Here is a 12,865-nt window from a genome sequence, read left to right as displayed (position 1 = left end):
CTGGCGGGGCTGGTCGGGGCCTGGGGAGCGAGCGCGGCGATGCGCAGGATGCGGGCTGGCGCCCAGCTTGAATTGTTGCCGACCCGGTCGAGAATGCAGTAGGTCACTTCGAGGCGATGGTCGTCCCCGGCCTCGACAATGATGGCCGACGGCACCCACACCTGCACCGCCTTGCCCACATCGCCAGCCTGGATGCTCGGCAGGTCCAGGCGCACGTCACCCCAGCGCAGGGTGATCTCGTCATCGGTCGCCATGTTCAGGTACGGCTCGATGGTCAGGGGCACGCCACGGCGGATCTGGCTGCTGTTGACGCCATGGCGACGGATGGTCTCGGGCAGGCTGACGGCGGCCAGGTTCTGGTTTTCATCAAGGCTCAGTGCCGAGGGCATGCCGCCGGGGTAGTCGGTCTTGACCTGCACCCGGGTGATGGCCGAACGCGCCGGGCCGTGGCCAACCTGCATGACCCGGTAATGAATCCGTGCCGGGCCATTTTGCACAAAGCTCTCCGGCACTCGCAGGCTGGTGGGCATGCCGATCTTGCCGGCGGTGATGCGCCGGGAGGCGGCAAAGCAGTTGTTCCAGAACAACTCGATCAGGTCGCCCTCGTCCATGCCGCAGTAAGGCGCGATATCGACCTGCAGGTTTGTCGCAGCGAGGGCATTGATGCCTTCTCGATGGGCCTGGGGCAAGGTCGGGGCAGTGAGCAGCGCCTGGGTGGAAATACGCTTCATAAATAATCTCCTTGGTGCAGCCAGCAGCAATCGTTCCGGACATCAGGCGCGGGCAGGCGACGTAGTCCGAAAGAAACGATTTAATAAAAAACCAGAATGGATCCAATCCTCTGGGCGTTAGATAAGAGGCTTGGTTAGTTGGCGTCAAGAGGCTGGGCGGGGCAAACAGGGGGTTATGGAATATTCAGAAGGGTCTTACTGGGAGGGCGCTGCAAGTGCGTGCTTCAGGGTGACTTTTACCCAATGAATAAAGGGTGTTTCCCCAAAAACACTAAAGAGGCGAGTTGCCTTTCGGCAACTCTATAAAGCGAAGCTTCTTACAATGAATCGGCGCAAGTTAGTTGTTGATGAACTTGCTGAGAAACTGCCGGGTACGTTCTTCTTTCGGGTTGGCAAACAGCGCCTTGGCTTCGCCTTGTTCAACAATGACGCCCTTGTCGAAGAAGATCACCCGGTTGGCCACATCCCGGGCGAAACTCATTTCGTGGGTCACGATGACCATGGTGCGGTTTTCTTCCGCGAGGCTGCGAATGGTCGCCAGTACTTCGCCTACCAGCTCCGGGTCCAGGGCCGAAGTCGGCTCATCGAACAGGATCACCTCCGGCTCCATCGCCAGGGCCCGGGCAATGGCCACCCGTTGCTGCTGCCCACCGGAGAGGCGGCGTGGGTAGGCGTCTTCCTTGCCTGCCAGGCCGACCCGGGCCAATAGCTTGCGGCCCAGGGCATCTGCGGCGGCCCGGGGCATCTTCTTGACCACGATCGGGCCTTCGATGACGTTCTCCAGGGCCGTGCGGTGCGGGAACAGGTTGAAGTTCTGGAACACAAAACCCACGTGCTGGCGCAGGCGCCGCACCAGGCTTTGCTGTTGGTTGAGCGGGCGGCTGCTGTCGATCTCGATGTCACCGACCTTGATTCGGCCACTGGTGGGTTCTTCGAGGAAATTCAGGCAGCGCAGCAAGGTGGTCTTGCCGGAACCGCTGGGGCCGATGATGGCGACGACTTCGCCTTCCTTGACCTCAAGGTCGATCCCGTTAAGCACCACCTGACCCTTGAATTGTTTGGTCAGTTTTTCAACCACGATCATGCTTCAAGACTCCAGGTCATGCCGGTTGACTCGTGCTTCCAGGCGGTTTTGCACGTGCGCCAGGACGCTGGCAAGAATCCAGTAGATCAAGGCGGCGGACAGATACATGGTGAAAATTTCGAAGGTACGGGCCGAGACCAATTGCGCCTGGCGGAACAGCTCCGGCACCTGGATGGTGGCGGCCAGGGCAGTGTCCTTGACCAGGGAAATAAAGCTGTTGCCCAGCGGCGGCAAGGCCGTGCGCATGGCCTGCGGCAGGATGGCCCGGCGCAGGGTCTGCGCACGGGTCATGCCGATACTGGCCGCAGCTTCCCACTGGCCGCGCTCGATGGAACCGATGGCGGCACGCAGGATTTCACAGGCATAAGCAGCCATGTTCAGCGAGAAGCCGATCATGGCCGCCGGGATCGGATCCAGCTCGATGCCCACTTGCGGCAAGCCGTAGTAGATCAGGAACAGCTGTACCAGCAAGGGCGTGCCGCGAAAGAACGACACGTAGACGCGGGCGGTCCAGCTCAACAGCTTGAAGCGCGACAGGCGCATCAAGGCCAGGCCGAAGCCCAGCAGCAAGCCGAAAAACATCCCGCCGAGGCTAAGGATGACCGTGAAGTACGCGCCCTTGAGCAGAAAGGGCGCGGAGTCCAGCGCGAGTTGGAAACCTGCTTCCATTATTGAGTAACGTCAGCGTTGAAGTACTTCTCGGACAGCTTCTTCAAGGTACCGTCGGCGCGCAGTTCGTCCAGAGCCTTGTTCACCGCGGCCAGCAGTTCAGGCTCGCCTTTGCGCAGGGCAATACCGGCTTCCTGACGGGAGAACGCAGCACCTGCGGCGGCTGTATCCTTGGCTTTCTTGGCGTATTCCAGCGCGGCGAGGCGGTCGATCAGGATGGCGTCGACACGGCCGATGCGCAGGTCCTGGAACTTGGTTGGGTCATCGTTGTAGGTTTTGACGATGGCTTTCGGTTGGTTTTCCTTGAGCCATTGTTCGTAGTTGGTGCCCAGGCCCACACCGATTTTCTTGCCGGCCAGGTCGTCGGCGGTCTTGATGGTGTCGACGTTCTTCGCCAGGGTCAGCGCCTGGATCCCGGAGACGGTGTAAGGCTTGGAGAAGTCATACTTTTCCTTGCGCGCATCGGAGATGGTCACCTGGTTGACGACCGCGTCCAGACGCTTGGATTCCAGGGCGGCGAGGATGCCATCCCACGGCGTGGCTTGCAGCTTGACCTTGACGCCCAGCTTCTTGGCCAGCGCTTCGGACAACTCGACCTCGAAACCGCTGAGCTTGCCGCTTTCATCGACGAAGCTGAACGGCGGGTAGGTGCCTTCCAGGCCAATCTTGATTTCGCCGGCTTTCTTGATGTTGTCCAACTGCTCGCCGGCAACTGCCTGACCGAGCCACCCGGCGCCAAGCGCCAGCCCCAATGTGCCAACCAGTAACGTGCGACGGAATACGGAAATAGTCATGAAGAGCCCCTGTGTTTTTTATGTTGAGCGATGCAGGTGACGCGGTAGTCGTATCCTGCCTTAAAAGCGCGGTGTGTGGGAGCCGGGCTTGCCCGCGATTGCATCAACTTGGTGTTTTGGATCTGCCCAGTCATGCGTATCGCCATCAAGCTCGCCTACGGCGCGACTATAAAGCTGGTTTTTAAGACTTGAAAATAATATAAAATCAGATTGATATTTCTTTATGGAATATCAAAAGCTCGAATCATAAGCAAACAACGCCGGTGCGCCACCCGTGTGCAGGAAGATGATCGGCCCATCTTCAAAGCGCTGGCGTCCAATGCCATCCAGCAACCCGGCCATGGCCTTGCCCGTGTAGACCGGGTCCAGCAGCAGGCCTTCCTGGCTGGCCACCAGCTTGATCGCCGCCAGCGTGCCGGCACTCGGCTCGCCATAACGGGGGGCGAAGTACTCGTCCCACAGGATCACCTTGAACGCGTCCGGCAGCGGCACGCCGAGCAGTTCGGCGGTACGTTCGGCCAGGCCCTGCACCTTGGGGCGCTGGGCTTCGTCGGTACGGGACACCGTGATGCCAATCACTTGCAGCTCGGGCAGTACTTCGGCCAGGGCCAGGGCCAGGCCGCTGTGGGTGCCGGCGCTGCCGGAGGCCAGGACCACGGTGGAGAACGGGATGCCGCTGTCTTCAATCTGCCCGGCCAGCTCCAGCCCGGCGCGCACGTAACCCAGGGCGCCGAGGGCGTTGGAGCCGCCGATGGGCACCAGGTACGGCTTCTTGCCGTTGCTGCGCAGGCGGTCGGCGAGGGCGTTGAGCTGGTCGTCGACGTTGTCCAGGTTCTCCACCAACTCGACCTTGGCGTCGAACAGCTCCAGCAACAGGCGGTTGCCGTTGGCCAGGTAGTTGGGGTCTTCGGTGCCCGTCGGGTTTTCCAGCAGGGCAACGCAGCCCAGGCCCAGCTTGGCGGCCAGCGCAGCGGTCTGGCGTACATGGTTGGACTGGATCGCGCCGGCGGTCACCAGGGTGTCGGCACCCTGGGCCAGCGCATCGGCGGCGAGGTATTCGAGTTTGCGCAGTTTGTTGCCGCCCATCGCCAGCGGCGTGGTGTCGTCGCGTTTGACGTAGACGTCACGCCCCAGCCAGGCCGACAGCCGCTCGAGTTTTTCCAGGGCGGTGGCGCCGCCCAGCAGTTCCAGACGGTTAAAGCGGTCGAGCTGTTGTTTGATCATGGCTACGCACGGGTGGTCAGAGATGCTGGGACTATAGGCAGGCACTTTTGCGTCGGCAACCGCCAATCGCTTATGTCGACGGGTTATTAGCATTGCACTATTGGTTCTTAAGGACGCTCAGGTTCCTTGCCGTAAAGTGATGGGCATTTCGTCAGGAGTGAAGACCGTGAGTGAGCGTTCCAGTCATTGGCAATTACAGACCATCGTCAGCCAGCTGCGCAGCGCCCGGGACCAGTGGCGCACCCGCAACGGCCGGGTCAGCGGCGAGCAGGGCGGGCGCGAGCTGCCTTCACGGGAAGCCGTGGCGCAGATTCTCGAGGCGTTGTGTGGTGCGCTGTTCCCCATGCGTCTGGGGCCGGTGGACCTGCGTGAAGAAAGTGAAGACTTCTACGTCGGCCATACCCTGGATGTGGCGCTGAACGCGTTGCTCGCCCAGGCGCGGCTGGAGCTGCGATATGCCGCGCGGCAAGGTGGCCAGGATGACAGTGAAGTCGACGCCCATGCCATCCACCTGATCCAGGATTTCGCCCTGGCGTTGCCAGGCTTGCGCAGCCTGTTGGACACCGACGTGCTCGCCGCCTACCACGGCGACCCGGCGGCGCGCAGCGTGGACGAAGTGCTGTTGTGCTACCCGGGGATTTTGGCGGTCATTCACCATCGCCTGGCGCACCACTTGTATCGGGCGGGCTTGCCGTTGCTGGCGCGCATCAGTGCGGAAATCGCGCATTCGGCGACCGGGATTGATATTCACCCGGGCGCGCAGATCGGCCCGAGCTTCTTTATCGACCACGGGACGGGTGTGGTGATTGGCGAGACGGCGATCATCGGCGAGCGGGTACGGATCTACCAGGCCGTGACATTGGGCGCCAAGCGTTTCCCGGCGGATGAGGATGGGCAATTGCAGAAAGGCCATCCGCGGCATCCGATTGTCGAGGATGATGTGGTGATCTATGCCGGGGCGACAATCCTGGGGCGGATTACGATCGGCAAGGGCTCGACCATTGGCGGCAATGTGTGGCTGACGCGCAGTGTGCCGGCGGGGGCGAACCTGACCCAGGCGAATCTGCAGCATGATGATGGGACGCAGAAATAGAGCAGCGCCCTCTCTAACGATCACACAGATCCAATGTGGGAGCGGGCTTGCTCGCGAATGCGGTGTATCAGTCGCCAGAAGTGTTGGCTGACACGCCGCATTCGCGAGCAAGCCCGCTCCCACATTTTGTCTGCATTCCAAATTTGAACCGCACTACCCAAATTCGAGCCGTATTTCACTCAGCAATCGCTGAACGTTTCGTCATCCCCATACGTCATACCTTTCCTTGAGCTAGTGTAGGAAACACCTACCACTCGGCCCTGCGATTAGTCCTCAAACCCCTATCCATGTTTAACTTGACTGTTCGTTCAAGTTAAATCGGTGGTTCGCTGCCCGCTCACAACAGGAGGCTTACCTTTGCTGAGTCCGTTTTTTACAGCCACATCCCATACCCTTGAGGTGCGCCCTACATGAGTGCATCGTCCACACCTTCCAGCGGTCTGGTCCGCATGAATCCGCCGGTGTTTTACTTCGCCGCGAGCTTCATCCTGCTGTTCGGCCTGACCGTCATCGCGATTCCCGAACAAGCCGGCGCCTGGCTGCTGGCCGCACAAAACTGGGCGGCCAACACGGTCGGCTGGTACTACATGCTGGCGATGACCCTGTATCTGGTCTTCGTGGTGGTCACCGCGTTATCGGGCTACGGCAAGATCAAACTCGGTGCCGACCACGACGAGCCCGAATTCAGTTACCTGTCCTGGGCCGGCATGCTGTTCGCCGCCGGGATCAGCATCACGCTGTTTTTCTTCTGCGTGTCCGAACCCCTGACTCACCTGGTGCAACCGCCCCAGGGCGAGGCCCTGAACGGTGACGCGGCGCGCCAGGCCATGCAGATCCTGTTTCTGCACTGGGGCCTGCATGGCTGGGGCGTGTTCGCCTTCGTCGGCATGGCCCTGGCGTACTTCGCCTACCGGCATAACCTGCCGCTGGCGTTGCGCTCGGCGCTGTACCCGCTGATCGGCAAGCGCATCAACGGCCCCATCGGTTATGCGGTGGACGGCTTCGGCATCATCGCCACGGTGTTCGGCCTCGGCGCCGATATGGGCTTTGGCGTGTTGCACCTCAACTCAGGGCTCGATTACCTGTTCGGCGTGGCCCACACCCAGTGGATCCAGGTCGGCCTCATCACCTTGATGATGGGCGCGGCGATCCTGGTGGCGGTCTCCGGCGTCGACAAGGGCGTGCGGGTGATGTCCGACATCAACATGCTGCTGGCCTGTGCGCTGCTGCTGTTCGTGTTGTTCGCCGGCCCTACCCAGCACTTGCTCAACACCCTGATCCAGAACATCGGCGACTACCTCGGCGCCTTGCCGACCAAGAGTTTCGACCTCTACGCCTACGACAAACCGAGCGACTGGCTGGGCGGCTGGACCGTGTTCTATTGGGCCTGGTGGATCGCATGGTCGCCGTTCGTAGGCCTGTTTATCGCGCGCATTTCCCGCGGTCGTACCATCCGTGAATTCGTGTTCGGCGTGCTGTTGATCCCGCTGGGCTTCACCCTGGCGTGGATGTCGATCTTCGGCAACAGCGCCATCGACCAGGTGCTCAACCACGGCCTCACGGCGCTGGGACAGTCGGCCATTGATGACCCGTCGATGAGCCTCTACCTGCTGCTGGAAACCTACCCGTGGAGCAAGACCGTTATCGCGGTCACGGTGTTTATCAGCTTCGTGTTCTTCGTCACCTCGGCCGACTCCGGCACGGTGGTGCTCTCGACCTTGTCGGCCAAAGGCGGCAACGCCGATGAAGACGGGCCGAAGTGGCTGCGGGTGTTCTGGGGCGCGATGACCGCGTTGGTGACCAGCGCGCTGCTGTTTGCCGGCAGCATCGACTCGCTCAAGTCGGCCGTGGTGCTGACCTCGCTACCGTTCTCGATGATCCTGCTGCTGATGATGTGGGGGCTGCACAAGGCGTTCTACCTTGAGTCGCAGAAGCAGATTGCGCAGATGCATTCCCTCGCGCCGGTATCGGGCTCACGCAAGGGCACGGGCGGTTGGCGCCAGCGCCTGAGCCAGGCGGTGCATTTCCCGTCACGGGATGAGGTGTACCGTTTCCTCGAGACCACGGTGCGCCCGGCCATCGAAGAAGTGACGGCGGTGTTTGTCGAAAAAGGCCTCAACGTGGTCACCCAGCCTGACCCGGCCAATGACAGCGTCAGCCTGGAGATCGGCCACGGCGAGCAGCACCCGTTTGTGTATCAGGTGCAGATGCGCGGCTATTTCACCCCGTCATTCGCACGGGGCGGCATGGGTTCCAAGCAGCTCAACAACCGCCGCTACTACCGGGCGGAAGTGCACTTGAGCGAGGGCAGTCAGGACTACGATCTGGTGGGCTACACCAAGGAGCAGATCATCAACGACATCCTCGACCAGTACGAACGGCACATGCAGTTCCTGCACCTGGTTCGTTAAGGCTCAGGCCCTGATAAACAGGGCCAGTGCCACCAACGGCGCACCGAATACCCCGCTGCCGATCACCAGCTCCGAGACCAGGGGCTGGCCGGCAGTGACCACGCCTACCGCGCCGTTCACCACCGACACCACCAGCCAGATCCCGACAAAGCTGTAGGCCAGAATGTGCCGGCTGACGCCCAGCTTTTGGCCGATGAACAGCATCAGCGCGAGGAGGATCAGGCCGGCGGTGATGACGAGGGCGGTGTGCATATCTGAAGTCTCCTGATACCCGCTGATTTTCCGTGAACACCAAACCTGTGGCGAGGGAGCTTGCTCCCGCTGGGCTGCGCAGCGGCCCCAAAAAAGATGGGAGCGCTGCGCACTCCAGCGGGAGCAAGCTCCCTCGCCACAATATTAGTGCGTCGTAGAGTGAGTGCTGCGTGGCCTTCAGACCAAACCACCATTGGCCCGCAGGATTTGCCCGTTCACCCAACCACCGGCCGGGCTCACCAGGAACGCCACCACGCGGGCGATATCTTCCGGTTGGCCCAGGCGTTCCAGCGGTGCCATCTTGGCCAGGCCCTGGATCTGCTCTTCGCTTTTGCCATGCAGGAACAGTTCGGTCGCCACCGGCCCCGGGGCAACGGCGTTGACGGTGATGCGCCGGCCGCGCATTTCCTTGGCGAACACCTGGGTCAGGGATTCCACCGCCGCCTTGCTGGCGATGTACACCGCATAACCGGGGAAGTTGAGGCCGACGGTGCTGCTGGAGAAATTGACGATGCGCCCGCCGTCGTTCAGGCGGGTGGCGGCTTCACGCAGGGCGTTGAAGGTGCCGCGGGTATGGATGTCGAAGTTCTGGTTGTAGAGCTCATCGCTGTGTTGGGCCAGCGGCAGCACCTTGAGGATCCCGGCGTTGTTGACCAGCACATCAACCTTGCCCAGCTGGGCTTCGGTCTCGTCGAACAGGCGCTTGACGTCGGCGGCGCTGGCCACGTCGCCCTGGATCGCTATGGCTTGGTGGCCGGCCTGGCGCAACTCCACTACCAGCCTTGACGCTTCGGTGGCGCTGTTGGCGTAGTTGATGGCGACGGCATAACCGTCGGCAGCCAGTTGTCTGGCAACCACGGCGCCGATGCCGCGTGAGGCGCCGGTAACGATAGCAACTTGGGTAGTCATGATCGGGTTTCCTTGGGGCAGTGGTTGGGTGTGGAAGCAGATTCACATGTTTACCCAGGCCGATAAATGCGCCAGAGTTGCCTTGACTGTTCAAGAATCGCCAACAATGGAGACGCGCCGTGGACCAGGTCAAAGCGATGAAAGTGTTCGTGAGGATTTACGAACGCAGCAGCTTCACGCTGGCGGCCGATGACCTGAACCTGCCGCGCGCTACCCTGACCCACACCCTCAACCAGTTCGAGGCCTGGCTCGGCACGCGCCTGCTGGAACGCAGCACCCGCCGCGTCCGCCCGACCCTCGATGGCGAGGCCTATTACCTGCGCTGTGTGCAACTGCTGGCGGAGCTGGAAGAGGCGGAACTGACCTTCCGTTCGGTGGCCCCCAAGGGCCGCCTGCGGGTGGATTTGCACGGCACCCTGGCCAAGTACTTCGTGATCCCGGCGCTGCCGCAATTCATGGCGCGCTACCCGGAAATCGAGCTGTCCATCAGCGAGGCGGACCGCTTCGTCGACCTGATCGCCGAAGGCGTGGATTGTGTGCTGCGGGCGGGCACCCTGGGGGATTCGGCGTTGATCGGTCGCCGGGTTGCGACGCTGCGCCAGGTGACCTGCGCGAGCCCGGCCTACCTGCGCAAATACGGCGAGCCGAAGCGCCTCGCCGACCTGGGCGAGCACCGTGCGGTGAACTATGTTTCACGCACCACCGCGAAGCTGTTCCCCTTCGAGTTCATGGTCGACGGCCAGGTGCAGGAAGTGACGATCGAGGGGGCGCTGTCGGTGTTCGGCGCAGAGATTTATGCCGCCAGCGCAGTCGCCGGACTGGGCATTATCCAGTGCCCGCACTACCGCATCGCCGAGCTGATCAACCAGGGCGTGATGCAGGAAATCCTCATTGATACACCACCGCCGCCCATGCCGGTTTCGGTGCTCTACCCGCAAAACCGACACATGTCGCCGAGGGTGCGGGTGTTCGTCGATTGGCTCGCCGAAATCTTCGCCACTGCCCGCTAACCCGCGTCTTTACTGGGTTTCTTAAATTTAATTTCATCCGGGTAAAGGGTGTTTTGACTCCGAACTGTCACATGGCCATCGCCTAATTGTGTGAAGCGTTTGACGCTTTCATTTCAGAACAGTGACGGAGACCGGTACCAATGAAGACGTTATTAAGCCCCATGGTGGGTGCCGCCATGGCGAGCTTTATGCTGTCCGCCCACGCCGATTTTATCGATGACAGCCACGCCGACGTGACCCTGCTCAACCGCTACCTCAATCAGCAGGGGCGCGATGTGGTGAACAGCAATAACAAGGCCCACAGCATCCGCGATTGGGGCCAGGGTTTTGAGTTCAACTTCAAGTCCGGCTACACCGATGGGCCGGTGGGCTTTGGCCTGGACCTGCAGGCGTTCTACGGTTTGAAACTGGACTCCGGCGGCGACCTCAATGACAAGGATCACCAGGGCCGCTACCCCGGCAGCATGTTCCCGCTGGATAACGGCAAGTCGGCCGACCAGTTCGGCGTGCTCAGCCCGACCTTCAAGATGCGCTTCGCCCAGGATGAATTGCGCGTGGGTACGCTGTACGGCAACAACCCGGTGCTGGCCAACACCGACGGCCGCCTGTACCAGCAGACCAACACCGGCGTGCAGTTGGTTTCCAAGGACTTGACCGACTTCACCTTTACCGCCGGTGACATCCTCAAGACCAAGATCCGCAACGAAACCGGCGACCAGGGCATGATCACCGCCGGCGGCACCAAAGAGAGCGATCGCTTCCTCTACGGCGGCGCGGACTACAAAGGTTTGCCGGACACCACCGTCAGCCTGTGGTACTCCAACCTTGAGGATTACTACCAGCAGTTCTTCCTCGGTGCCAAGCGTCATGACGCCTTGCCTGTCGGCGCGATCGACACCGACGTGCGCCTGTACCGCAGCCTGGGTGTGGGTGAAAACGCCGCGGGCGACAAAGACTATTCCGCTGCGGGTCTCTACGGCGATGGCACCTCCAAGGGCCGCATCAACCAGTCCACCGTCAGCCTGTTGGAAAGCTACAGCCTGGACGGCCATACCGTCGGCCTGGGCATCCAGAAAAACAGCGGCGACAGCGACTTCCCGTACCTGGATTCCGGCCTGAACAGCGGTGCCAGCAACCAGGGCCCGGGCTCGGGCGCCGACACCCCGGCACTCACCAACATGCAACTGAACAAGTTCCAGCATGCCGGCGAGCGCACCTGGCTGGCGCAGTACAAATATGACTTCGGCAAACTCGGCCTTAACGGCCTGACCTTCGCCACGTCCTACGCACACGGCGATGACATCCGCACCACCCAAGGCACTACGAGCGAATGGGAACGTAACGTCACCGTGGCTTACCAGGTGCCCACCGGCACCCTCAAAGGCCTCGGCGTAACCTGGCGAAATGCCCACGCCAGCCCGGATATCACCGGTGCCACGGTGCAAGATGAAAACCGCTTCTATGTAAGCTACGTCGTTCCACTCTGGTAGGACTTTGCTGTAAAAGGGATAGGCAGACTTAAGCGATTCAGCTGCTTAAAAGGCCCGGGAATATGCTTATTCCCGGGCCTTATTTGCCCCAAGTCCAAGAGAGGATTCGATGACTTACATTGCTGCCGAAAACCGCTATGAATCTATTCCTTACCGCCGCGTAGGTCGCAGCGGACTGGTGCTGCCGGCACTGTCCCTGGGGCTGTGGCACAACTTTGGCGACAGCACCCCGATCGACACCCAGCGCGCCTTGCTGCGCACCGCGTTCGACCTGGGTATCAACCACTTCGACCTGGCCAACAACTACGGCCCTCCATACGGCAGCGCCGAGATCAACTTCGGTCGTTTGCTGCGGGAAGACTTCAAGCATTACCGCGACGAACTGATCATCTCCAGCAAGGCGGGCTGGGACATGTGGCCGGGCCCTTATGGCCAGGGCGGCGGTTCGCGCAAGTACGTCCTGGCGAGCCTCGACCAGAGCCTGCAACGCCTGGGCGTCGACTATGTGGACATCTTCTACTCCCACCGTTTTGATGCCGACACCCCGCTGGAAGAAACCGCCAGCGCACTGGCCACCGCCGTGCAACAGGGCAAGGCGTTGTACATCGGGATCTCGTCCTACTCCGGCGTGAAAACCCGGGAAATTGCGGCGCTGCTCCAGGAGTGGAAAGTCCCGCTGCTGATCCACCAGCCGGCCTACAACCTGCTCAACCGCTGGGTGGAAAAAGACCTGCTGGACGTCACCGAAGAACTCGGTGCCGGGGTGATCGCGTTCACGCCATTGGCCCAGGGCCTGCTGACCGACAAATACCTCAACGGCGTACCGGCGGATGCGCGGGTCAATCGTCCGGGGGGGGGTTCGTTGCAGGCCAAGCACTTGTCCGAGGCCAACATCGCCCACGCCCGCGCGCTGAATGAAATTGCCAAGCGCCGTGGCCAGAGCCTGGCGCAGATGGCGTTGGCGTGGACGTTGCGTGATCCACGGGTCACCAGCGCCCTGATCGGCGCAAGCCGGCCGGAGCAGATCATTGAAAACGTCGGTGCGTTGCAGAACCTGAGCTTCAGCGCGCAGGAACTGGCGGAGATTGATCGGTTTGCCCAGGAAGGCGGGATTAACTTGTGGGAGAAGCCGTCTACGGCTGAATAAGCGGTAGAGCCCGATTCCTGCATCAACCTCTACCCAATGTGGGAGCGGGCT

12 protein-coding genes are annotated in these 12,865 nt (G+C 61.4%); 5 read left to right on the top strand and 7 right to left on the bottom strand.

Translation table 11 applies throughout. From position 1 onward, the window contains the following. The 5 genes from HX869_RS25400 to HX869_RS25380 all read right to left on the bottom strand — a co-directional run. Nucleotides 1-731 (bottom strand): hypothetical protein (locus HX869_RS25400; RefSeq protein ID WP_102665796.1); only part of this gene is annotated, 731 nt, incomplete at its 3' end. 337 nt (nucleotides 732-1,068) lie between these two features. Beyond that, nucleotides 1,069-1,815, bottom strand: coding sequence for an L-cystine ABC transporter ATP-binding protein TcyN (gene tcyN / locus HX869_RS25395; protein ID WP_134325540.1), 747 nt, complete (start codon nucleotides 1,813-1,815; stop codon nucleotides 1,069-1,071). A 3-nt stretch (nucleotides 1,816-1,818) separates the two neighbouring features. After that, the gene (gene tcyL / locus HX869_RS25390) at nucleotides 1,819-2,484 is read right to left on the bottom strand and encodes a cystine ABC transporter permease (RefSeq protein WP_003211857.1); all 666 of its coding nucleotides are present in this window, start codon (nucleotides 2,482-2,484) and stop codon (nucleotides 1,819-1,821) included. Then, entirely contained in the window at nucleotides 2,484-3,278 is a 795-nt protein-coding gene (tcyJ, locus tag HX869_RS25385) for a cystine ABC transporter substrate-binding protein (RefSeq protein WP_003211859.1), read from the bottom strand. Before tcyJ ends, tcyL begins: the two co-directional genes overlap by 1 nt. 231 nt (nucleotides 3,279-3,509) lie before the next feature. Beyond that, a complete protein-coding gene (locus tag HX869_RS25380) occupies nucleotides 3,510-4,502 on the bottom strand; it encodes a D-cysteine desulfhydrase (protein ID WP_178903821.1) in 993 nt (330 codons plus the stop codon). 166 nt (nucleotides 4,503-4,668) lie between these two features. On the opposite strand from HX869_RS25380, the gene epsC reads away from it, so the two are divergent. Together epsC and betT are read left to right on the top strand one after the other, a co-directional pair. Beyond that, nucleotides 4,669-5,595, top strand: coding sequence for a serine O-acetyltransferase EpsC (gene epsC / locus HX869_RS25375; RefSeq protein ID WP_003211862.1), 927 nt, complete (start codon nucleotides 4,669-4,671; stop codon nucleotides 5,593-5,595). A 449-nt stretch (nucleotides 5,596-6,044) separates the two neighbouring features. Further along, entirely contained in the window at nucleotides 6,045-8,006 is a 1,962-nt protein-coding gene (gene betT, locus HX869_RS25370) for a choline transporter BetT (RefSeq protein WP_003211865.1), read from the top strand. 3 nt (nucleotides 8,007-8,009) lie between these two features. Here the strand turns inward: betT and HX869_RS25365 are convergent, their stop codons facing one another. Then, nucleotides 8,010-8,258, bottom strand: coding sequence for a hypothetical protein (locus HX869_RS25365; protein ID WP_003211868.1), 249 nt, complete (start codon nucleotides 8,256-8,258; stop codon nucleotides 8,010-8,012). Nucleotides 8,259-8,435: 177 nt separating this feature from the next. After that, nucleotides 8,436-9,167 carry an SDR family oxidoreductase gene (locus HX869_RS25360; protein ID WP_003211871.1) on the bottom strand — a complete coding sequence of 244 codons (732 nt, stop codon included), beginning with the start codon at nucleotides 9,165-9,167 and terminating at the stop codon, nucleotides 8,436-8,438. Between the two features lie 119 nt (nucleotides 9,168-9,286). Between HX869_RS25360 and HX869_RS25355 the strand changes: the two genes are divergently transcribed. The 3 genes from HX869_RS25355 to mgrA all read left to right on the top strand — a co-directional run bounded on the left by HX869_RS25355 (nucleotide 9,287) and on the right by mgrA (nucleotide 12,814). After that, nucleotides 9,287-10,177: a LysR family transcriptional regulator gene (locus tag HX869_RS25355; RefSeq protein ID WP_178903820.1), complete on the top strand. Its 891-nt coding sequence runs from the start codon at nucleotides 9,287-9,289 to the stop codon at nucleotides 10,175-10,177. A 161-nt stretch (nucleotides 10,178-10,338) separates the two neighbouring features. Further along, nucleotides 10,339-11,667, top strand: coding sequence for an OprD family outer membrane porin (locus tag HX869_RS25350; RefSeq protein ID WP_080673292.1), 1,329 nt, complete (start codon nucleotides 10,339-10,341; stop codon nucleotides 11,665-11,667). A 109-nt stretch (nucleotides 11,668-11,776) separates the two neighbouring features. Further along, the gene (mgrA, locus tag HX869_RS25345) at nucleotides 11,777-12,814 is read left to right on the top strand and encodes an L-glyceraldehyde 3-phosphate reductase (protein WP_003211877.1); all 1,038 of its coding nucleotides are present in this window, start codon (nucleotides 11,777-11,779) and stop codon (nucleotides 12,812-12,814) included. The last annotated feature ends 51 nt before the right edge of the window (nucleotides 12,815-12,865 follow it).

The sequence above is a fragment of the Pseudomonas sp. P7779 genome, assembly GCF_013386315.1.
Classification (GTDB): Bacteria; Pseudomonadota; Gammaproteobacteria; order Pseudomonadales; family Pseudomonadaceae; genus Aquipseudomonas.
The sequence above is the reverse complement of the archived record's forward strand: the minus strand, read 5'-3'. Positions and strand labels throughout refer to the sequence as shown.

What these genes read in the sequence shown, in the direction of transcription:
- HX869_RS25365 (WP_003211868.1), bottom strand. Translation starts at nt 8,258, where the DNA reads ATGCACACCGCCCTCGTCATCACCGCCGGCCTGATCCTCCTCGCGCTG.
- tcyJ (WP_003211859.1), bottom strand. Translation starts at nt 3,278, where the DNA reads ATGACTATTTCCGTATTCCGTCGCACGTTACTGGTTGGCACATTGGGG.
- mgrA (WP_003211877.1), top strand. Translation starts at nt 11,777, where the DNA reads ATGACTTACATTGCTGCCGAAAACCGCTATGAATCTATTCCTTACCGC.
- HX869_RS25350 (WP_080673292.1), top strand. Translation starts at nt 10,339, where the DNA reads ATGGTGGGTGCCGCCATGGCGAGCTTTATGCTGTCCGCCCACGCCGAT.
- HX869_RS25360 (WP_003211871.1), bottom strand. Translation starts at nt 9,167, where the DNA reads ATGACTACCCAAGTTGCTATCGTTACCGGCGCCTCACGCGGCATCGGC.
- betT (WP_003211865.1), top strand. Translation starts at nt 6,045, where the DNA reads ATGAATCCGCCGGTGTTTTACTTCGCCGCGAGCTTCATCCTGCTGTTC.
- tcyN (WP_134325540.1), bottom strand. Translation starts at nt 1,815, where the DNA reads ATGATCGTGGTTGAAAAACTGACCAAACAATTCAAGGGTCAGGTGGTG.
- tcyL (WP_003211857.1), bottom strand. Translation starts at nt 2,484, where the DNA reads ATGGAAGCAGGTTTCCAACTCGCGCTGGACTCCGCGCCCTTTCTGCTC.
- HX869_RS25380 (WP_178903821.1), bottom strand. Translation starts at nt 4,502, where the DNA reads ATGATCAAACAACAGCTCGACCGCTTTAACCGTCTGGAACTGCTGGGC.